8 protein-coding genes are annotated in these 23,872 nt (G+C 46.0%); all 8 read right to left on the bottom strand.

Translation table 11 applies throughout. The features are described from left to right. Nucleotides 1–8: 8 nt before the first annotated feature. The 8 genes from FAM09_RS11255 to FAM09_RS11215 all read right to left on the bottom strand — a co-directional run bounded on the left by FAM09_RS11255 (nucleotide 9) and on the right by FAM09_RS11215 (nucleotide 23,733). Nucleotides 9–12,269, bottom strand: a complete 12,261-nt coding sequence (locus FAM09_RS11255; RefSeq protein ID WP_136577184.1) for an Ig-like domain-containing protein — start codon at nucleotides 12,267–12,269, stop codon at nucleotides 9–11. A gap of 289 nt (nucleotides 12,270–12,558) precedes the next feature. Beyond that, nucleotides 12,559–13,881 (bottom strand): DUF4302 domain-containing protein, encoded by a 1,323-nt coding sequence (locus FAM09_RS11250; protein ID WP_136577183.1) that lies wholly within the window; start codon nucleotides 13,879–13,881, stop codon nucleotides 12,559–12,561. Nucleotides 13,882–14,020: 139 nt separating this feature from the next. Then, complete coding sequence (locus tag FAM09_RS11245; protein ID WP_136577182.1) at nucleotides 14,021–14,923, bottom strand: zinc-binding metallopeptidase; 903 nt, start codon at nucleotides 14,921–14,923, stop codon at nucleotides 14,021–14,023. Between the two features lie 87 nt (nucleotides 14,924–15,010). Then, complete coding sequence (locus FAM09_RS11240) at nucleotides 15,011–16,459, bottom strand: RagB/SusD family nutrient uptake outer membrane protein (protein WP_136577181.1); 1,449 nt, start codon at nucleotides 16,457–16,459, stop codon at nucleotides 15,011–15,013. Between the two features lie 181 nt (nucleotides 16,460–16,640). Next, nucleotides 16,641–20,321: a SusC/RagA family TonB-linked outer membrane protein gene (locus tag FAM09_RS11235; protein WP_136577180.1), complete on the bottom strand. Its 3,681-nt coding sequence runs from the start codon at nucleotides 20,319–20,321 to the stop codon at nucleotides 16,641–16,643. A 423-nt stretch (nucleotides 20,322–20,744) separates the two neighbouring features. Further along, nucleotides 20,745–21,872 carry a FecR family protein gene (locus FAM09_RS11225; protein WP_166437101.1) on the bottom strand — a complete coding sequence of 376 codons (1,128 nt, stop codon included), beginning with the start codon at nucleotides 21,870–21,872 and terminating at the stop codon, nucleotides 20,745–20,747. A gap of 54 nt (nucleotides 21,873–21,926) precedes the next feature. Continuing rightward, entirely contained in the window at nucleotides 21,927–22,508 is a 582-nt protein-coding gene (locus FAM09_RS11220; RefSeq protein WP_136577178.1) for an RNA polymerase sigma factor, read from the bottom strand. 616 nt (nucleotides 22,509–23,124) lie between these two features. Then, nucleotides 23,125–23,733 carry an RNA polymerase sigma factor gene (locus tag FAM09_RS11215; RefSeq protein WP_166437100.1) on the bottom strand — a complete coding sequence of 203 codons (609 nt, stop codon included), beginning with the start codon at nucleotides 23,731–23,733 and terminating at the stop codon, nucleotides 23,125–23,127. Nucleotides 23,734–23,872: the final 139 nt, after the last annotated feature.

Below are 23,872 nucleotides of genomic sequence, written 5' to 3'. Positions count from 1 at the left end.
CCACTCGCCTACCTTATCAAATTGATAGCCCCTTTCTTATCCATTGTGGTTCCATCTGTCAGGATCATGCGGCACACATACATGTACACACCACTGGGTTGTATTTTGCCTTTATAACTACCATCCCATCCCCTGCTCTGGTCTGCAGACTCAAACAACTTCTCACCCCACTGGTTAAATACCACCAGCTTCATTTCTTTGATCTTGTAACCGTATACCCTCAACACATCGTTCAAACCATCGCCATTTGGTGTAAAGCTGTTCGGGATGAATATACCATCGGGCAATACCTGTTGCGATACCGGTAACGATCTGCTATCTGTACAACCACTGAGCGCTTTTACTATTATGGTCACTATTTGTAATGGTTGCAGGCCTGCTACCGTATGCGTAAGTCCTGTTGAACCGGAAGATGGCGTCGTCCAGTTATTACCGCCATCGAGTGACACTTCGTAACCTGAAGCGCCGGGCACTGCCGTCCATTTGAAGCGTACCAGGTTGGCAGCTACCGAATCAACCGACACGATGGGTTCCAGTATGCTGGTTTGTACAGCAATCGATACTTTGGTCCTTTCAGAAGAACAACCGGCTGCTGAAGTTTCCTGTACATAGTAATCGGTACCAGCGGTTATGTTTGTAAGGCTCAATGTGGGGCCGGTTCCTATTGCAGCGCCACCGGTTGATGATGCATACCAGGTGTAAGTAGCGCCCGCAGCGGGGTTCTCAACCTGCAGCGTGGTATCGGCGCCGGTACATACGATTACTGAATTCACTTTCACGATCGGTACCGGGTTCACCACTATTTGTTTGGTAGTATCACCCACACATCCATCTGCGGTAACTGATTGCAGTTTTTCCGTGAACGTGCCGGCTGTATTATACGTGTAAGTAACCTTTTGACCATTGGCCTTGCTGCCATCATGGAATTCCCATTTCCACTGGTTCACGGCAATGCCATTTTGTGCGTTAGGTGCACCAACAAACTCTGCTATATCTTTTACACAACCCGAGTAGTTCACCGTAAAGTCTGCTTTCGGCGCCGGTACCACCTGTACATAGATCAGGTCGCGGCCGGTGTGATCACAACTTTCTATATCCGGATGATCATAGACGATCTCTATAGTATATACACCCGGGTTCGCAAACGTATAATCCTGGTTAAGCGGGAATAAATAATTCTTAACTCCATTTATTAGTATACTGTCGCCAGGTACTGGTGCATTCACCGTTACATCGGCATTGGGCGATAAGCCTGGTACGCGACTGAGTTTCCAGGTCAATGTATTGGGTATGAACGGCAGGTAACCGGTGAACCTGAATGGGGTTCCTGCACAGGTATAATCTGCCTTATTGCCATTGTTCAATGTGTTGGAAATAGTGCCCAATCCCTGCAGCGTTTTCACCATCGTACCCACGTTATAACCATAACTTTCAACACTGCCCAATCCATACACCAGACCCAGATAAGCAGAATCACTTTCTACTGAGCTTTGTCCTGCACCGGCCGGCCATCTCTTAATAGCTACTGTATAGCCTGGTTGCGAGTGTGCATAACTGTGTTTGGTTGCTGCAGGTATTGCATTCCAGGGTATGCCATCGATCTTCAGCGAATTCATACCACTGTCGGGAAGAATAAGCGTGAGATAATTGACATTGATAGCTTCTAAATTATTGCGATAGAAACCGGAGAAACCACTGATGGCTTGTTCTGCCGGGCTCAAAATATTGCTTTCCGGATCCCCGTCACCACCGGTATTGGCACAAGCGCCTGAAGAGGACATGTACTGTACCATGGTAACCGGCTTATCAGCCGTAATGATGTCAGCGGTATTGCTTTCATACTGGTAGTAGCGGTTGTTTATAATATTGGTTAATGTAATGTTGTTCCGTTTTACCACCGTTGCAGGATCTTTCACCAACACCCTGTAAATATTGGTCATCCGGGTGCTGATATTGGCGCTGGTAGAAGTAGGCGCAGTCAGGTACGTTTTACCCCACGCTGAATACGGGAAGGTTTGTTGCAAGAACAGGTCGCCTGAGCCGCCCACAGAGGTACCACAGCCTAAACCTGTACGCGAACTTCCGGTGAACACGCCTATTGCGTGACATTCGTTATTTGAATTTGGAAGCGATTTTATGATAGAACCGGTGAGATCATACCCTTCGCTGCCACTCATCATGGCGCCCAGCACCTGGTACACATCTCCGGCGTTTAACGTAACCGTGAATGGAACGTTGGCCGGTTTTCCTGCCAGTGTGGGAACGGAAGGCGTGATTTCTACCACCGTATTATTTTTATCGGCCACTACCATAATCGTAGTATACGCGCCGGTTGTGGAATAGTTTTGCCTGTTGTTCAGCGAGTAATATTCATAACCCCATACCCCAACCGGGAACAACATGGTAGCACCGGAGTTAGCGCTGGCGAAAATATGTGCGTACGCTGTAATGGGCACATCGCTGACGATACTGATACCCCGGTTGTACAATCCTTCATCCAACAGGCGGGCATCATCGAGGCCGTTTTTCGGCATATAATCCGAAGCCCTTGTTGTGTATGGCGGAATGACGTAGTTGCGCACCCAATTGGTTCCGTTGATGCGAACCTGTACGTTGGCCGGTTGATCGGTGGTGCTCATATACAATACCATTTCCTGCGAATTAACACCCGGGTTAAAGTCATAGCTGCGCTGGTAACCCACCCAGAATCGCTTACCGCGGTTCGAACTGTCTTTATCAGGCAGTACCGGCGGCGCATAAGGATTTACCAGGCCGGTAAAGCGGTCCATATAATTCACTGAATTCTGCCAGATCTTTTTCTTTATCACATCCACGCGGCTGCTAAAGCCTACCACCCACGCATTGGACACGGTTGTTTTTCCTAACCCAAGCATATTTTGATCAGGAACAGAACCCTGCCATGGATCGAGGTAGAACAACTCCATGTTGTAATCATAATTACCACCGCCCGGCATTTCCACTTTTGTATAGAAGAACATAGAGTCGGGGCGTGGTTGTAATCCGGCTGGCACTACACCGGAATACCTTCTGGCTTCAACAGAATCCGGTACTGTTGGTCCCCACGTAATTCTCATCACCGTATCGGTACCATACATGAATGTTTGTGGTTGGTTTACCACAGGTTTTAATGGTGTAGCGGTTAACACTGTTGGCAATGCCGTTGGGTAGAACTCATACGCTCCCAGGTCGGGCACGCCTTGCGTCAATGTTACGGGTCTTGTGCTGTCGTTTATGTCGCGATCATTGCCGGCTATCTGCACACCACGGCCATGCATGGCCCACACATCCGGGTTCACCAGGTCGGGACGCAGATCGCTATCGCTTACAAAAGCAGGCGAATAACCGATCGAATATTTATCCCAATAAGAACCCGCTCTCCAGTCGGCCAGGGTAGCGAAAGTTCCTGCAGGATTGCCCCGTTGTACCAGCGTACTGCCGCTGGTGTATAACATATTGTAATCACTTGTCAGCGACTGGCTGCTGTTGTTTACGTACAAGGCAGTACCGCCGCCTTTGTTTGAGAATATATTATTACGCATCCGAACGCCACTGGCCGCTGTGTTCAGCAGGTACATGGAATGGTTATTCGTTGTTGTTGTACTGGTGCTATTTACTGTATTGTTTAAATAATCGGCCCCATTGAAGTTGTTATGGTATAATCCATAAGAACCCGCACCGGACGTATTGATAGCAATGGTATTGTTCTGCACTATTACACCTGGCGAGTTCGACAGGTAAGCGCCATACAACGCGCCGGTATTGTTGTTTACAGCCGTTACCATGTTGTTGGCCAGTTTACCGCGGGCATTTCTGGCGGTATCGGAATTAATAAGCGCCAATCCATACACAATGGTAGTAGCATTGCTCACGGTAATATTGTTACCCGTTACACTATACGAAGAATCGCAGTCTGTGGCATAAATACCATAAGCGGTTGCATTCACCGGACCGTTCACCGTAACAATATTCTTATTGAGTTGCACGCGTTTTAGGTTACTGGCATATATTCCGTACTGCCAGGCGCCACTTACGGTATTATTTTCAATAACATGATCTGGAGAAAGACCAGTGCCTGTGCCGGTACCGGCAAAGTAAATTCCACTGGAACCATTACTGATCGTATTGCCTTTAATGACGTTGCTGGTCCCTTTTAACTGGAAGGCATAAATACCGGCTATACTATTGGAAGCGGCTGTAGCAACCGGAGCCGCTATAATACAATTCAAAATACTATCGTATGAAGCTGTATTGGCCAGCTCTACTACCCTGCCATTCGAAGTATTGGTACCTGAAATGGTCAGGTCTTTGAATATGAAGTGGCGGGTGCTATCGAGCTTCAACGTGTAGTTGTTCGTACTGGTTGCATCAAATGTCAGGTTCACGGAACTGGCTACGCCATTAGCGCTCTGGAACGTCACCGTATTGATGGTTGATGTATTGGGAATATAAGGGATCCTGATCTGTTCATTATACGTACCGGGCGCTACTTCGAACACGATGGCGCCGGTGATACCGCATAACAAAGCGTCTACCGCACTCTGGAACGAGGTAAAGTTCGGCAAGGTGGCAGGCTTCGACGGATCGATGGTATAGAGCCCTTTCAGTAAAATATTATTCAGGGTCACCTGTACCGGTGCTGTATACACGGTATTGCCGGTACAGGTTACCGCAGCCCGGTAATATGTGCTCAAACCGGCCTTGGTGCTGTATTGCGGGAAGTATTGCACCGGGCTGATGTCGGTCCAGGTTACGCCATCGGGCGATGATTGCCATTGGAAGGTAATAGCGCCCAGTGGTGAATGACCGGTCACGGTTAATTCAATCGGCATTTCAAGACATAATCCTGATGAAGGCGTTACCGAAGCCGTACCTGCGATTGGCGGTGTTTGACAAGGCGCTGGTGCAAATTCATAAGCGCCTATATCTGGTGTAGTGGCAGAACGCACCGCATTGAGGATGTCGGTAGCAATATTCACCGGTGTACCCTTATTATCCAACGCAGCCAGCATAGGCATAAAGTTGCCGGTGGCCGGATCGGTATACAGCGGATTATGGTTAAGTGAACTGCTATCCTTGCCGCTGGCTGTTACCCAGTCAGCCAGCGTAGTGCGGTTGGCGGTATAATACCCCACGTGAGCGTTCGTGCCGGTTACATAAAAATCATTATAGTTCGACAGGATTTCACTGGTGGTTGCATTAAGGTAGATGGCGTGTTTGGCGCCGGCTCCTCCCCTGCTGATGGTAACGATGTTATTGACGAACTGGATCCCGTTTGCTGTAGTGGTTTGATAAAAGCCCGCACTTGCACCGGTAGCCGTGCTGGTGGTATTATCAATAGAAATGGTATTGTGATGATACCACACATTGCTGGAACCGGTATTGTACAAGGCGTATACAGGCCCGTTGCCATCGAGATCATAGAACAGGTTGTTGCTTACGGTATCTTCACCAGCAGCCGATACGGAATTATGATAAACGCCGTAGAACGATGCGGTGTTGGCTGTAATACCACCGAAGAAACGCGTGAACCTGTTTTTAGAAATGGTTAACCGGTTGCTGGCAGCCGTTGTCATATAAATTCCGTACACACTGGTAGCCGTATTGGCACGCGCAGCCCGGGTGAATGTATTACCGGCAACAACTGTATTGTTGGTACCGGTTATATACAAACCATAGTTATAGAAATCCTGTATGGTGTTATTGGTAAAGCTGTTGTTATTCAGGAAACCGGTAGTAGTGGTATTGCCCACGAGGGTAATGCCATAGTAACCACCTGTTACCCTGTTGCGGTCGAACACGTTGCCATCACTTAAGGTATTGCCTGTTGTAACGGCGGCGGCATCAGACGCATTGATAACGATACCGGCGTAATTGTTACTGGTTGACGCAACAGACGTATTGATGATACATTTACGGAAGGTGTTGGAGTCGGCGTTGTTGATCAGTTGAATGCCATAACCGTACGTACCGCCACCCGCCTCGATCTGCAGGCTGTCGAATATGATATGGTCGGCGCCATTCAATTTTAAAACGGCCCGCTGGCTGTTGCTGTTTGCATTATATGTTAACGTATTGCCGTTGCCATTGAACGTAATGGTATTAATGGCCGATGTACCGGCAATGCTATCGAGTATTAATTGTTCGGTATAAGGTCCCGATCCCGCCTGCACATTAAACACTACTGTACCGCCAATACCACAACCCATAGCGGCTTTTGCATCGGCAAAGGAAAGGAAGTTACCGCCAGGTTTACCCGGTTCGTAGGTACTTTGGCCATTCTTATTAATGGTATATATACCTGTAGGCAGGGCCGGGTTCACTACCAGCAGCGCCGTATCGGTATACACCGTATTGGTACCGCAGGTGATCTGTACCCGGTAGAAACTGGTTGTATCGGCAATGATGGTCGTATCTGGTGTCAGCATCGGTGTACCTACGTTGGTATACGGGCCTGCCAACGATTTTGCCATTTGCCACTGGAAGGTTTGTCCCGAACCGAATGCACCGATATTCAAATGCAGGTACACGGGTTTAAACTGACATAAAGTATCGGGTGAAATATCTACTTTACCATTCACCAACGGTAAAGCACAAGGCAATGGAGAGAATTCATACGCACCAATATCAGGTGTAAGGCCACTACGTGTTTGGTCATTGATATCATCGGCAGTACCAATGGCTGCGCCTTTATTGTCGATACCGGCATTGCCCGGGGTGAAATTTCCACTGGCAGGGTCTACAAAGGCCGGCGTAATTGATAAAGAATTTGCATCTAAACCAGTTGCCGTTCTCCAGGCGCTTAACTGCGTACGGGCCGCAGTATAAAATCCTACGCCGTTCGTACCTGCTGCTGCATTGATATAATAGTTATTGTTATCGCATCCGGCAAGCAGGTTGGTAGCGAGGTAGATACAATACTTAGTACCGGTTCCGCCCCGGGTAATGGAAATATTATTATTGTAGAAGAATAAACCGCTGGCGGCCGTGGTTTGATAGAAACCTCTGGTAGCCGCAGTGGATGTAGACGTAATATTATCCAATGAAATGGTATTATGGAAATACCAGGCGTAGCCCGAGGCTGTATTCGCAATGGCATAGATCAGGCCATTACCGTTGATGTCATAGATCAGGTTATTGCTGACCACATTTTCATTGTACGTACCACCGGTTGAACCGCTGGAATTATTAAAGTTAATACCATAAAACGCTGCAGTGCTGATTGGCGCGCCTCCAAACGGATTGGAGATACGGTTCTTGGAAACAATACAACCCGTATTTTTCTCCGTTGTGAAATAGATACCATAGAAGTCGGTTACACTGGTACGTGCAGGCCGGCTGAGAATATTCTTTTCTATCAGCGTTCCATAACTGCCGGCTACATAAATACCTGTAGAATAAAAATCTTTTATGGTGTTCTTTATGATCTTGTTATTCCCGTTGGCGCCGTTGTTGAACGTAGCCACCAGGGTAATACCATAATACCCACCGGTAATGGTATTGCCCGAGAAGATATTATCGTCACTCAAAACAGCTCCGGTTGATACAGGCCCTGCATCGGAACCATTCACCACAATACCGGCAAAGTTTTGAGCAGTTGAAGTAGTAGACAGATTGATGGTACAGTTCCTCACCACATTCGAGTCGGTGTTGCTCATTATTTGTACGCCGTAGCCGTATGTACCCAGGCTGGCATTTATGATAAGACTGTCAAAGATGATATGTTTGGTTCCTTTCAGTTTTATTACCGCCCGTTCGTTGGTATTGGTAGAAGCAAACCCAAGAACGCCGCTGCCTACGCCTTTAAAGGTTACGGTGTTAACAGCCGAGGCGCCCGGTACAGCGATCATCGTCAACTGTTCGTTGTACGTGCCGGTACCGGTATGTACATTAAAGGTTACTGGTCCGTCAATACCGCACTTGATATAATCGTAAGCAGCATTGAATGAGGTAAAGTTGCCGTTGCCGGGTAACTGGTTATTATTAATGGTAAATGTTCCGTTAACCGGTGTGGGTGAAACCACCTTAACTGGCGCAGCATTGGCTGATGTGCTGCTGATCGTACAGGTTGTAACCAGGCGGTACCAGTGTGTACCTACCTGTGAGGTTGTATAGGAAATAGCTGTTGCGCCGGAAATATTATTCCAGGTTACGCTATCTGTTGATTTTTGCCATTGGTAGGTAATGCCGTTGCCGGTGCTGATACCTGTTGCACTTACGGTAAATGGCTCTATACAAACAGTACTGTTTGTAGTAACCGCGGTACCGGCATTAGGTGTACCCGAACAGTCGGGCCATTCGGCTACCAGGATATCATCCAGACCAATATCGGTTAAGCCAAAGTCGGCAGTTGCCTGGAAGCGAATTATAGTAGTGGCTGATGTTGAATTGAAATAAAGTACTTTTTGACTCCAGGCCCCGCGGATGCCTACACTATCCAGCCGTGTAAAGCTGGTGCCACCATTCGTAGATACCAATACCGTAAGGCTATCGTCGCCGCTTGTATTGATATAGCTAAATGTTAATCGTTTATTGGGAGCGCCTGTACTGGCATTCAGGTGCAGATCGAATTTACCCTGTGCGCCATCGCTGCCATCATAACTATGGAAGCGGGCAGAATACGAACCTTGTGCAGCCGCCGGAGCATAGGCGCCGTTGACAGAAGACCAGAGGGCGGAAGTGCCATCATCGTTCCTGCGCCACGATTCATCGCCGGTTGCCGGATTGTTGTTCCAGAAATTATTAGGTATATCCCTGGTATCGCAACCATTGACCCAGGTATTTTCAAAACTTTCTGTATAGGGCAATGGCGCATATAAAGGAGCGCGCATGGGAACCAATACCGGTACCGAACCGGCTGATTGATTACCATTGGTACAGGTAATAAAGATGCGATACCAGGTAGCTGTTGTTTGTGAAGTGGTAAGGTCTTCACCGGTTGCACCGGAGATGTTTGTCCAGGTTATGTTATCTGGCGATGCCTGCCACTGGTAGGTTAACCCGTTTTGCATGGGCAGCCCGTTTACACTGAGCGTGAAGTTAGAACCCGGACATACCATGGTATTGCTTGATACGGTGGTGCCGGGCACAGGCGTACCGGAACAATTTTCCAGGTTGAACATAGTGAGGTTGTCTATGCCAATATCAGAGCCGCCGAAATCAGAAGTTGACCGGAAACGGATAACCGTAGTTGCTGAGTTCGACGTAAAGTTGAGCACTTTTCTATCCCAGCTTCCATTAACGGTATAGCCATTCAGCCAGGTAAACGTTAACCCGCCGTCGGTAGACAGCAATACTTCCATACTGTCATTACCTGTTGTATTGATATAATCGAACCGTAAACGCTTGGCGGCAACACCCGTATTACAGTTTACATAGAAGTCTAATGAACCTTTTGCGTTCGCAGATGCATTATAACTATGGAAACGGGCAGAATAGGAACCATGCGAAGCAGACGGTGTGTAAGCGCCGTTTGCAGGATTCACCCAAGCCCCGGCGGCGCCATCATCATACCGGCGCCAGGAGTTATTACCTGTAGCCGGCTGGTTGCGCCAGAAATTATTTGGAATGTCGCGATTGTCGCAGCCGTTTATCCAGGTGCTTTCAAAACTTTCAGTAAACGGCAGGGTGGCATACGACACAGACGTGGTATTTACCTGTAAAGGAGCAGATAATACAGTAGCACTGCCACAGGTAACGGCTACCCGGTACCAGGTGCTGTTTGTTTGCGATGTTGTGTACACAGCGCTTACAGCACCTGTTATATTTGTCCAGGTAGTATTATCAGGCGATGATTGCCATTGGTAGGTTTGTCCGGCCCCGGCCGTACCACCGGTAAGGCTCAGTGTAAAGTTCACGCCCGCACATACCGGATTAGTAGTGCTGATCACCGTACCGGCCACAGGTGGCGAAGTACAGGCCGCTGACGTAAATTCAATAGCACCGATATCGGGCGTTGTACTGCTTCTTGTGAAGCCCAATATATCACTGGTTACACCCAACGCTGCTCCCATATTATCTACAAATACATTCGTTGGCCGGTAATTGCCGCTGCCTGCATTTACAAATTGCGGATCGAATGCTATACTGCTGATATCGAAGCCGGTACTTTGCCAGCCCGCCAGGGTTGTCCAGGCAACGTTGAAGAAACCAACAGCATTGGTACCAGCCGGCGCATTCATGTACAGATCGTTGTTGGCAGAAGATGTTACGCCAGCAGTGCCATAGTATAAACAATATTTTGTACCCGTACCGCCGCGGGTTATATAGATCAGGTTATTTTTCACATTCACATTGGAACCATTCACATTACAGCCATAGGTTGTACCGGCAGTGGCTGCGGCATCATCCAACACAATACTATTATGATAGAAATTCCAGTTGTTATATCCCGCACTGTATATACCATAAATAGCGCCAGCGCCATTATTGATATTGTAAATAAGGTTGTTCTCAGCCCGGTTGGGTTGAGCGGCAGAAGCGCCGGAACCGGCCACATAAATACAATAAGCGGTATTATTTGTACCTGTTGCTCCATCGAACAGGTTATGAATGCGGTTCTTTTCTATCAGCGTGGCTGTATTGGTGCCAACATATATGCCATAGCCGGTGGTAACCGAGGTACGGGAAGGGCGCGAGATATCATTTCCCGTTATGGTTAAATTCGTATTACCATACACGTAAACAGAATACAGGTAAGCATCGAGCACTTTATTCTTTTCAATGATGTTGTTGGCATTATACGGATTCGTACTGCCATACAGGAAAATACCATAGTACCCACCTATTATGGTATTACCACTTATCAGGTTGCCGTTACCATTGTTACCTGTTATGAAAGTGGATGTAGCAGACCCGTTAATGAGGATGCCTGAATAGTTTGTAGAGCTCGACGTAGTATTGGTTGTGACCGTACATCTTCGAATGATATTGCTATCTGCCTTATTCATCAGTACGATACCCCATCCGTAACTACCCGCCGACACATCTACATTCAAACTATCTATAATGATATGTTTGGCGCCGTTGAGGATAATACCCGTCCGGTTATTGGCATCAGACGTATTGTACGCCAGGGTTGTTCCATTACCATTAAAGGTGATGGTATTTACACTGGAAGAGCCGCCAATATGGGGTATGGTAACCTGTTCAGCATAAGGACCGCTGTTAGCTACCACATTAAATACAACCGCACTGTTAATGCCGCATTTGATATAGTTGATGGCATCGGCGAACGTTTGGAAATTCGTGCCACCGGTTAGTTGTCCGCTATTGATGGTGAAGGTTCCCCCAACCAACCCCGGCGATACAATCTGCACCGCGTTCGTAGTATCGGTTAAACCACCATTGGTACAGGTAACAATGGCCCGGTACCAGTGTGTGGCGCTTTGACTGGCTGTATAAAATGAAGTTGTGGCGCCGGGAATATCGGCCCACGTTGTATTATTAGTTGATGACTGCCATTTATAAGTAATACCCGAAGCAATTGTTTGGCCCGTTAAGCTTACTGTAAAGTTCTGGGCGAGGCATACATTCGTCAACGTACTGGAGGCTGTACCAGCATTTGGTTTACCAGCACAGTTGGTTGCCGGCACCCAGGCCAGCACAATGTCGGGCCGGGTAGTTTGCAAACCGGAGTTGAGTGTGGCAGTGGTTCCGCACAAACTGCCCTGGTTATCCGAAATTGTTGTATGTGAGCCATTAAACGACAAACCCGTCGTCCATGCAATAGTGGGATTTTCTATATACCATTCACCAACATTATTACCGGGATCACCATCACATATCTCAATGAGAATATTATCCGTACCATTCCAGAAAAATGGCGTTTGGAAAGTAAACACGTTGGAACCAACCACCGCCTGGTAATCTGTTGGCGCTGTTTCAACCGGTGTGGTGGTGAATGCATCCCAACTGTTCGTAGATAAGGTAGCCACAGTTGTTCCGCCAATTTTCATTACCAGCTTGTCTGTTACCCCGGCATTATTTACATTCAACACATTAAACTTAATGGCTTGAATAGTACCGGCCGCCATACCCGCCGCAGTGAGTTCTGAAGCCAGGTACAAATATTGCGAACGGCTTCCTTCATACCAGTCCTGAATAGGACAGGGATAAACCGTGGTGGCATTTCCGGTTGTACCGTTTCCAATAGTAATGTCGATCTGGGCTTTTGATTGTAAGGCGATGAAAAGCATCAAAAACAAACAGCCTATTTGTTTAACAAACCTGTATGCGTACCCGTTTCTCATGGAGCAGTGTTTTCTTTTATGAATCTTGGTTTATAGTTTTTTCCATTCGGAATATCAGGGTTCCGTTATCAGTTACCTGTTACCTGTTGCCAGTTTCCTGTTACCGGGGACATAAATCAATGACCGGCTGAGAATTGACAGCAAGCCGGCAATGAAGGCCTGGCAACCGGTAACAGGTAACCGGCAACCGTTTCCATAGGGGCCGAATCACCGGCAGGTTTTAAATAGGACATACAACCATTTTATGCTTTCGGCTTTCGGCTTGAAGCTTATAGCGTGCAGCTTGCAGCTAATTTTGCCAGGTGATCCAGGCCTTGGCATCTTTAGCACTCACCATGTCATAACTATTCTCTCCGGTTTGTACAAACCAGTATCCATTCGTGCTAATAAATTGAACTTTGGTATTAAAAGCGGGGCCGGTTACCGGGTACGGTCCTACAGTGAGGTCGCCCAGTAAAGTGAATATTACCCGCCCGTCTGATTGAAAATTAGCTTTTGGCGCAGTGCCGTACGTAAAATCGAGTTCGTTACTGGCCGGCACATAATAAAAGGGGATCAACGCATCAAAGGGGGCTCCCTGTGCAGGTTGAACGCCAGGCCAGAATGTGAAATAATAATATTGGCTGGTATCTGTTTGTAACGTTTTCACTCCAAAAGCATCATCTACACCATTTACATGAAATCCATCTCTTGAATACCAGTAACTCTGCACCTGTGCGCCCCATTGCCACCAGCGCCTGCCTGCCTGTACATCGGGATTAACAGGCCTGATGGCGCCGGCGATTGTAGCATCTGCGTTATTGACCTTTACCTGTAAAGTATTCGTTGTTGTGTTAAAACCGGTGATGGCAAAACCATTGATGGTTGTACTACCGTTAACCACTGGTATGCGGAATTGAACACCCACCGGGGAAAAGTAAAACGGGGTAGTAACTGTATGTGGCGTACCGGAAGCATCCTTCCAGGTAATGACCGCGAATTTAAATATGCTGTTAATTTGAATTTCATATTCGGTACCATTATAGTTTAGGCGTTTAAAGTAATTCAGGATCTTTCCCAGGTTATTAAGCCCAATGAGGTTGTCGCGCACCTGTTTGTTTTCCCAGGCTGCGCGGTCTTGTGCAGATGCTTTGCGTAAAATGGCGCTGCTGCCATTAAAGCGGCCGGTTAGTTTAATGCTGTCTGCGGTAAGCGTATCAATAGAAAATTCAAAATCCGATACCAGGCCGCTACCAGGGTAACCGCCATTGACACCGGCATCGGGATCGGCCAGCATATGAACATAGGAATATGTATCAAAAAGCAGGCAGGGCTGTTGCAGCGATTTTAATCGATAGCTGCTTTCCTTTTGCACACCGGCGGTTGCGGTATCAAAATCGCAATACATAAACACCCGGTTACTTTCATTGAACCTGAAATAAAAACTATAGGTATTGCCCAGCCGGGTAACCAGGGTGGCCGTCCAGCCATTGGCGGCGCCTGTTATAACAGACTGGTAATTGCTCAACTGTTCATTGATGCGATCATCCGCGTCTTTATCAAAGGCAGCTTTGTCTTTGTTACAGGAGATTATTGTAACCAGTATTACTCCTATGTATATTATTCTTTTCATAATGATCTTTGTTGTGTTTTGATGAAGCTAGTGGTGAGTCGCTAGTAGCTAGTAGGCTTTCATTCATAACTCGCTACTTTCTTTTGGCTTTTCCTACTCGCCACTCGCTACTTACTACTGGCTTTTAAGCTATTCCCTCTCATTTCATCAAACTCTCTACTGCCGCCCGCGTTCTTCGCTGCAGGCTATAAAAATCCATCCCCCACACGTCCTTGTAATAGGAAACCACCATATTTTCCTTCCTGCGTAATTTGGCAATGGCATCTGCCTGTGTAATGCCGTTGATGCTGGTACCGGGGGGTATGGAGTTTACGATCTTATCGAACCCTGCTTTTCCCTCTACGAGCATCATCGAGATCATTTCTACAAAATCTTCGTCGGGGGCGCTCATGGCATAAGCCGTAACAAAACCATCCCGCCGGGCAGCATTGTCAGACACATTGTTCCAGTTGGCGGTATAAAAGCCAGGTGTTATCCGTTTAAAATCTTCGGCATATAACACGTTCTGATGAAGGATATGACCAAACTCATGTTCTATAGTGTGAAACATTTGCTTTATTCCCAATGAATCGGAAGGCCTGTAACCAGGCATCGCTTTAGTTCTGAAATCATTCAGCACATACAATACGATCTTACGTCCGCCTTCTGCCGTACCAAGCGTAATCGTGCCATCTGTATTCCAACTGGCGCTGCCGCACAACACAAAAAATTTCGGACAATAGGTACGCATGAAATCACCCCCAGCTTCTTCGATATAAGTATCTATCCACACTTTTTTCACCGCTTCCATTACCGGTATGATCTTTTCTTCGCGCGGCGGCACCAGGTTCTTATTCAACTCCAGTTCAAACTGATCCCACTTATACTTCACAGATATGTTAAAGGGTTTGGTTAAATTGTCGTATACCCAGTTATCGATGGGGCCTTTTACCCAGGTATCGCCACCCAGGCCGGGAATATCATCTACACTACCCAGGTTCTCACTTTTCTTACAGGCAACAGCAAGGAAAATGATACAGAGATATAATGTGATCTTTTTCATTCCAGGAATCAGTTTAAGGTTTGAAGTTTGTTGTTTGTGGTTTTCCACTTTTTCATTTTTCATTTCTCATTCTTCATTTCACATTTCCTATCTCGGGTTCTGCGCTATGCCCGCCAGTTTGGCCACATCCGGGATCTGGAACACCCGCATGGGATCATTGGCGCCCAGGGTGAACGTGGGGCCTTCAACGGTTGCATGCACAACCGGCACTTTATGCCGAAGCAGATCGAACCAGCGCATGCCTTCCTGCACAAACTCAGCGCGCTTAAAATCCAATACCGCTGCAAGCGCGCCTTGTTGTGCATTTCCAGTTCTATAAAATGATTTGATCCTGCTCTCTGTAATGGTATGTAAAGCCGGACTGTAATTATAAATACGGGTGCTGGCATAAGCATTCAGGTCACCCAATACATTCGTGATGTTGTTCAGGAACACATTGGCTTCGGCGCGATTGAACATTACTTCTTCCGCCGTAAACAACGGCACCATCACATAGGGCCAACCGATCTCGGCATTCACTGATTCCCGCACGAAATATTCATTTACCTTAGGAATAAAGTAATTATTGGTACCTCCTGTATACAATTGATACCTGAAGATCCATGTGCCGCCACTTACATTGGGCGCCAGCAAGATCTCGTTTGATTTTGTTGCATCCAGCCCATAGCGTACGCCAACATAATTTCTTGCCCAAAGCGATGGCGTTTCTACCAGCAACAAATTGGCCGACTCGGTAGCTTTCGCATAGCGCGCCCATAGCTCATTATAGGTCAATACACGATACTCCGTATTCCACGGACGCAGCATGGCAATTACATTGTCGTTGGGAAAAACCTTTGAAGCATGTTCCACCACTTTGGCATATTGCCTTTTGAACAAATAGAACCGGGAAGCGAACGCATGCGCAGCTGCTCTGGTGAAGTGATACCGCGGCACTTTGTATTGCTTGTCATCGATCAGCGGCAGTCCTTCTGTAAGGTCTTTTTCGATCATTTCATATACATACTGCACCGTTTTTCTTTCATATTGCTCAAATACTACTTTCTCAGGCTTGAGCACATAAGGGATACCGGGATCACTGCCGGCTGTAGCCGGATCAAACACTTTCGAGAAAAACGTAACCAGCATAAAGTGTGCATAAGCCCGGCAAACCAGGGCCTCTCCTTTTTGCGCAGCATAGCTTTCGGGGTTGCTTGCTTTTGAACAAACTTCCAAAGCCTGGTTGGCTGCAGCGATGGCCGCATAACAGGCGTTCCAGTAAAATTCAGGCGAGTCTTGCTGGTTACTGGAAACATCTTTAAAGTTATAAGGATCGATATTGGTTCGATACAAACCGCCAATACCTTTATCGGCTACATTATCTGAAATAGATTCAGTAAATGCCATGTAGTTGGCCTGCGGATACGCAGTTCCTAATAACTGCGATACTTTTTCCGGCGTGTTCAACACAGCCCGGTTATCGGGTGGTTGTTCAAGGAATTTTTTACAACCAACCGATAATAAAATAACTAAGAAATATATTGAATATTTTTTCATTCCATGAATCAGTTTATGGTTTGTGGTTTATGGTTTGTTATCTTCAATTCAGGAATTTCCTACTTTTGTTTTCACTTCTACATTCGTTATTCAATATTCGACGTTCGATATTTGTATTCACTTTCTCTGTTTCTTATTTCTCATTTTTCATTTCTCATTTCACTGCTCATCGCTGCTTTTCTTAAATTCCTACCTTCAACGACAACGTCACCTGCTTCTGAATAGGCTGCGCCACCCCACCCGAATTAAAGAACTCGGGGTCCTGTCCTTTCAATTTATCATCGGCATAGATCAACCATGGGTTGGTAGCAGCCGCTGTCAGCAACAGGTTGTTCACGCCTGCTTTTTTAAACCAGCCTGATTGCAAATTATAGGTCAGCGAAACTGTTTTTAATCGTATGAAATCACCTTTGGCTACCCGTTGGGTTGAATAGTTATAGTTGTTGTATGGATATGCCCCACCTAATTGCGCTTGCGTAAAGGCATCGAGTATGGAAGGCACATCGGTATATTTTTCATCACCAGGCATTATCCAGCGATCTAGGAATTCCCTGGGCATTGCATCCAGATCGGAGTAATTGGTTTGAAAGGCCGGGTACAACCGGATCCTGTTGCCTGCCTGGTAAGTAAGAAAGATGTTGAGTGAAAATGATTTGTAAGTAAATGTATTTGAAAAGCCACCGGTTATGGTAGGGTCAACCGGACCTTCGTGTACGAGATAATTGATATTATCATCCTGCAGGTATACGTCGGAACTTACTTTCCCGGTTTGATCGGCAAACGTAGGTTTACCGGTCCTATGGTCAAGTCCCTTATAATTCAGCGAGAACAAACTTCTCACCGGATACCCTTGCCGGTTACCGCCTTCTGCAACAACGAGATCAAAGATGAGTGGATTGTTTCTTGCATTGGTGATCCTGGTAGTATTATACCCAAAAGTGCAGTTCACCTTCCAACCCCAGTTCTTTTGTTTTATCACTTCACCGCCTACCAGTAGCTCAAGGCCTTTTGATTCCATATCGGCGTAGTTAGCCGCTTTTGGCGTTTCTCCGCCAATACCCGATGTTTTGATCAAACTTATCAGATCAAAGCTCCTGCGTTGATATACATCCAGGCTCATGGTTAACCGGCGTTTAAAAAAGCCCGCATCCAGTCCCAAATTGGTAGTATACAATTTCTCCCAGGTGAGATCGGAATTTTCGAGGTTAGCCAGATTTATCACCGATTCAACCTCTGTTAAATAAGGACGACGGGTATTGATATTCTTCAGTACAATACTTGAGTTGGTAGCAGGTCCCATACTGGCGGTCAGGCCATAACTGGCGCGAACCGTCAGGTAATCGGTCCAGGGCACATTCTGCATAAAGGCTTCCTGCTCTACATTCCAGGAACCGGCCACACTCCAGGTGGGTAACCAGCGGGCTTTCTTCGATTGCCCCAGCCTGTTTGACCCATCATAGCGGATGGTACCTGTAAGGTTGTATTTGAGATCATATGTATAGTTGCCCGATGCATAAAAAGCAACAAAGCGATCGTAATCCCGGCTCATGCCATAATAAGGGAAATTATTTTCTATGGTCTGCTTTAAAATGCGGTAATCAACAAAAGGAGTACCACCATTGTCGTATTGGTATCCATAGCCGGTATTGGAGAAACGCTGGCGATCGGCATATTTCACCTGTTGCCCGGCCAGGATATTAATATTATGTTTATCCCTGAGAACTTTTGTATACGTTAAGCTGTTACGGAAATCATAGTTCTGCAACATGTCTTCCGTGCGATTATAAAAACCGCCATAAGGTAGCACCACCACCGGTTGCGCCTCCGGATCATCCGGGTCGCGATACAAAAATTTATTGTTACGCTTGATGGTAGCAGTACCCGCGGCCCGGTAGGCTTCGGCCATATTCGCATGCTCTGTAATAATGTGCTCGCGCGAAGATTTTACATAGCGAATTGCGCCTACAAATTCATACTTCAGGTCTTTAAATATTTTATAAGACACATCGCCTTGCAGCCGCAGATCGATCAGGTTCAAATCGAGGTAATTATTATCCAGTTCGCTAATAATGTTAAAGGGTGCGAAATTTCTTCTGAAATATTCGAGGTTGCCGTTTTTATCATACGGCGTAATGGTGCGACTGGTATTTAATGCATAGCTGAAGGGATTGATATCAAAATCGCGATCAAACTTTCCTTCCACAGGATTGCTATTGCGGGCCAATGCACCGGGCGCTCTTTGCTGGCGCACCGACCCAACAGTAGCGAATCCACTTGATAGGCGATCGTTAAATTTATAATTATTACGATAGTTCAGCGTGTAGCGTTTAACGCGGTCGGCTATGGTCCAGCCATTATCACCATAATAGCTGGTTGAAAAATACGACTGCGACTTTTCGGTTCCGGTTGAAATGCTGATCGAATGCTCCTGAACAAAATTATTTCTGAACAACACATCGAACCAATCGGTATTGGCCATGGCGTAGCGCGTTAAGAATGCTTTACGCGACTCCTGGGTATTTTCTAAAGGGAAACTGCCATCAACGGCATTCATCAGATCGTACATTTTTCCATACACCCCATTGTTTGGCCTGTCGAGTACATTTGGACTAAGAATGCCTTTTCTTTCCAGTTCAGCCAGCATCGACATCTGCTCGGCAGAGTTCATAATGTTGTAGTCATTATAAACGGGTTTGAACTGGGTACTGTAGTTACCTGTATAGTTAACAGAGAACCGGCCAGCCTTTCCTCTTTTGGTTGTGATCACCACTACCCCATTCATGGCTCGTGCACCGTATAATGCAGTAGCCGATGCATCTTTTAAAATATCGAAGCTTTCAATATCATTGGCGTTCAGGCCGGCTACAGCCGAACCTAATAAAGTGGTTGGGTCACCGCTCGATAACTGATCGTTTGAAATGTTTACAATATCTTCCAGCACTACGCCATCTACCACCCACAATGGTTTATTATCGCCGTTAATAGAAGTAGCGCCGCGTACCCTTATTTTGGGAGCGGTGCCAAAAGTGCCAGATACGTTTTGAATAGAAACACCGGCCGCCCTTCCTTCCAGCATCCGGCTCACATCAGCAACACCCTGCAGTTTTATTTCATCGGCTTTCAGGTGCGCAGCCGCACCCGCAAACTTGTTCTTATCGATATTCTGAAAACCCGTTACAATTACTTCCGACAGTACCCTTTCTTCTTCATTGTTCAGTTCAACACTTAAAAACGATTGTCCTTTAAATATGATAACCCGCGGTGCTTTTCCCACGTACGAAAACCGGATGCTATCACCCGGTTGCGCATTGATTACAAATTCGCCCTTCCCGTTGGTGAACACCCCTTTGTGATCACTGAGGTTTTCGACAGATACCTGCCCGAGCGGCGCATCCTCCTCTTTGCCGGTCACTTTTCCTTTAAGTTGTTTATCAGGGATTGTATCTATACTTGTTACACGCGGTGCGGGGCTCACGATACTGGCTTTGCTTTCTTTCTTTTTATCGATCGCCTTGATAATGATGATAAAATTTTCAGCGATCTTATACCCTAAAGGCCGGCCCCGCAAAAGGTTTCGCATTACTTCATCCAACCCGGCTTCAATAAAGTTCACACTTATCTTTTCCTTATCATTAAACAGATCATTACTATAGAAAACTACAAAACCTGTTTGGCGCCGAATTTCACTGAATACCTCGCTCAATGCAGTACGTTTAGACCGTATCGTTACTTTAAATTCCTGTGCAGGATCGGCCAGTACGGAAAGGGGTAATGTTGAAAGAATAACCATAATGCTGATGGATATCCAAAACAATTTCATTACCCGGATATTGTTGGAACAACGTCCGGAGGGGAATCTCATAATGCAATCAGTTTTTATAAAACGGTTATACTATTTAGACAAGCAATCTTTTGAAATGGGTGACAACAATTAATTAATTTTTATTTTTTCTATTCAACGCGAAGGAATGTTGCATGAAATACGGTCGCAGAAAAACGCAGAGAGAGAAAGAAATTAATTTACGGTTATTGGTAACAGTGTTTATTGGAGGAACATTGATAATAGGTACAGGTTACAAGTTGCAGGTTGCAGGTTGCAGGTTGCAGGTTGCAGGTTGCAGGTTGCAGGTTGCAGGTTACAGGTTTCAGGTTACAGGGAAATCCGGTGACAGGGGTCAGGTCGCAGGGGTTATGCCCAAAGTGCCGGGAGTACAGGTATTTGTTTTCTTTGAAACCTGGAACCTGCCCCAACACGTAGGGTTAACTTGCGTTTCATTCACCAATTTTAATTCCTGCTAATAACAACCTTTCCATCCTTCACTTCATAGCGGATGTCGCCCGAGGAGGCAAGCATATTGAAGAAATTGTTCACGGGTTTATTGCGGTCCATAGCTCCGGTGAAGTGGAGACCTGACAGAGAAGCATCCTGGAGTTGTACCCGTACATCAAACCATCTTTCAGCCACAACGGCGATCTGTTGTAATTTTTCATTCCTGAAAAAGTACAGGCCCTGCATCCAACTGAGCACGGTTGTTTCATCAAATTGTTGCTTTTGTAAAAAACTGTGGCCGTTTGCAGCTATCACCCCTTCTCCGGGCAATAGTACAACGCGTTCGCCTTTGGCATTGGTTACGGCTACCGATCCTTTTACCAGTGAAATAAAAGTTGATTCATTATTATACGACTTGATATTGAATTCCGTTCCCAATGCCTGTACGGTTAACCCATTCACCTGTACGGTAAAAGGCTGGCTTGCCTGGTGGGCCACTTTAAAATAGGCTTCTCCTTTTAATTCCAGCGTGCGTTCGGCACGTGTAAACAAAAGCGGGAATCGTAATTCGGAAACCGCATTCAACCAAACCTTGCTGCCATCGGCCAGTTGAAACGCATAACTTTTACCGGCAGGCACCGTCAGGGTATTCCAGGCGCCGGGATCAACTTTAGCGTCGCGGGCCTTTTGCATCCAGCCGGCAAGTGAATCCTGCGTTGAAGCATGCACGATATTACCATTGGCCAGTTTGATCTGTATATTCTTTGTAACAGCATCCTGCGAACGATACAACCCGTTAAGAAAATATACTGATATAATAATAACACCCACAACGGCAGCGGCCATGCCATACCGCAGCCAGGAAGTGTTTGATCTGCGGATTGGGATCGCTACGGTATCGGTAACGGGTTCTGCTACCGGATCAGGGATGTTCACCTTTTTTTGTAAAGCCAGCCACGCATCTTCTACTTTGAATGATTGCTCAAAGCTCACAGCTTTACGCATGGCATACACCTGTTGCATTTGCTGCCATAATTGTTCAACCTCCTGGTCCCTGGCAATGAGGTCTTCAAGCCTTAAATCATCCTCTTCACCAATTTGGCCCGTCAGTTTATCTATTATGAGTTGCTCGACATCATTCATATCAATATAATTGTTCATGGCAAGTTGCTAAATGAAACATCAGGGGGTGTTATATTAAGACAATAAAATATATAAAACGGGTGACAAGCCGGTAAAATAATAATAGTCGCGCAGACTTTCCCGGAGCTTGGCAAATGCCCGGCGCAACTGCGTTTTAACCGTATTAACGGTTACACCGGCAATAACAGCAGCATCCTGGTATTTTTTGCCTTCCACGCAAACCAGCTCAAAAATACGTTTGCATTGCTCAGGAAGCTGAGCAATAACACCTTGTACCATTTGAGCCATTTCCTGGATCTCCATTACGTGGGTATTTTCAATAATGTCAATGCGTTCCTGGTAAGTCTTTTCTTTCCGGTTTATTCTGCTCTTATGCTTCAGCATATTTAAAGCAGCATGCTTTACCATAGTGGTGAGGTAAGAACCCAGTGATTGTTGTACAATTTCAAATTTGCGTTCCTGCCAAAACTTTACAAAAACATCCTGCACCAGGTCTTCCGCTTCCCCCTCATCCTGTAATAACAGGTATGCCTGTATGCAAAGCGATTTGTAATACCTTTGAAATAGCGCTTTAAACCCTTGTGGGTCCGATGTTTTAAGCAATTGCAGTAGGATATGGTCTGTTTCAGCACCCATTCGTTTAGTTTTAGGCCATTAATAGTTAAGTTTTATATACCAGTCTTTCGACCAGGTACATAAACGTAAAGCACTGCTAACTTGAGCAGGTGCATACTTTACGATGACGGGCGCGGAAATGAGTTGCTATGGTTTGTGCATTCCGTTTTTTTAAATATACCAACACCTAACATACCTAGCTGGCAGGTACTGCTTTAGCCGACAAAACGATCAGGATCTTAATTTAAAACCCTGGTAAGTACAGGCAAAGTTGTACATACTAATTAAGTAAGTAAGGTTACGACAAGCAATTGAAGTCATTTTCAGAACTGGTACGATCATACTATTATAGCGTACTTCTCCCCCATGCCTGTTCAGGCATCATCATTCAGGTCTTCTCGTTGTACTGGATTATTTAACAGCGGATTGGATGCCTAATGTACAGAAAAAGTTTTAAAACTTACAAACGTTTATGCTAAAATGTAAGAGCAGCCCTGATTTTAATGCGGCTGTAATCCCCTGCAGGCGGGCATTTCGGAGTGTTCACTCATTATGCTTTATTTCATACTTGCTGAAAGTCAAAGTTTTCGATGGTCAATGGTGAATGACGGACGCGCAAGCATTGCCCATTGACCATTCACGATTTTTCGCCGCAGGAAACGGCAACAAAATAAATAAAGAGGGGAATGGAAAATAAATCGACGGCCACCAATTTTTCGCGTAACAACCGGATGGCCTGTATGCGGCTTTGTACAACCGACACCGGTGTAACACCCAGTTGTTCGGCGGCAGCCGGTATGGTGAGGTGATCACAAAAAAGTGACCGGAATACTTTTCTTTCCGGTTCGGGCAATCCTGCAACCTGGTTATGTATCTTGCAAATCGCTTCTTTACGAATATTTTCATCGTCGTGCCTGGTAACCGCTTTCAGCGCTTGTATATACCAGTGCGGTTCGCGGTTAGTTTCATCTTCTTTTTCTGACTTAATATAGGCAAAGCAGATATTCCGTACCGTTATATACAAAAAAGCCTTGATATCGGGTTCTGTATCAAACCTGTCACGCAGCAGAAACAACTTGATAAAAGTTTCCTGTACAATATGATGGGCTTCCGGCTTATTAATAATTAACTGGCCGGCAAAATCTACCAGGGGGGAATAATGTTCATCATATAATTCTTTTACAGCGATATAGCTGCCGCTTTTAAAATCGGCAATACCATGGCGGTTACGGGGTGTTAGGGTCATGAGCATAATTAAAAAATTGAAGACAATGATTAACCGGATAAAGCTTTTGAAAAGAAAGATGAAATTCGCAGAAATTATCCCGCCTTGCGGGATCAGATAAGGTTTGAACGAGGACTGGCTTAGCAAAATTTGATGCAGG

Source organism: Niastella caeni, from assembly GCF_004834005.1.
Taxonomy (GTDB): Bacteria; Bacteroidota; Bacteroidia; order Chitinophagales; family Chitinophagaceae; genus Niastella; species Niastella caeni.
This window is presented reverse-complemented; position numbering and strand designations above follow the sequence as displayed.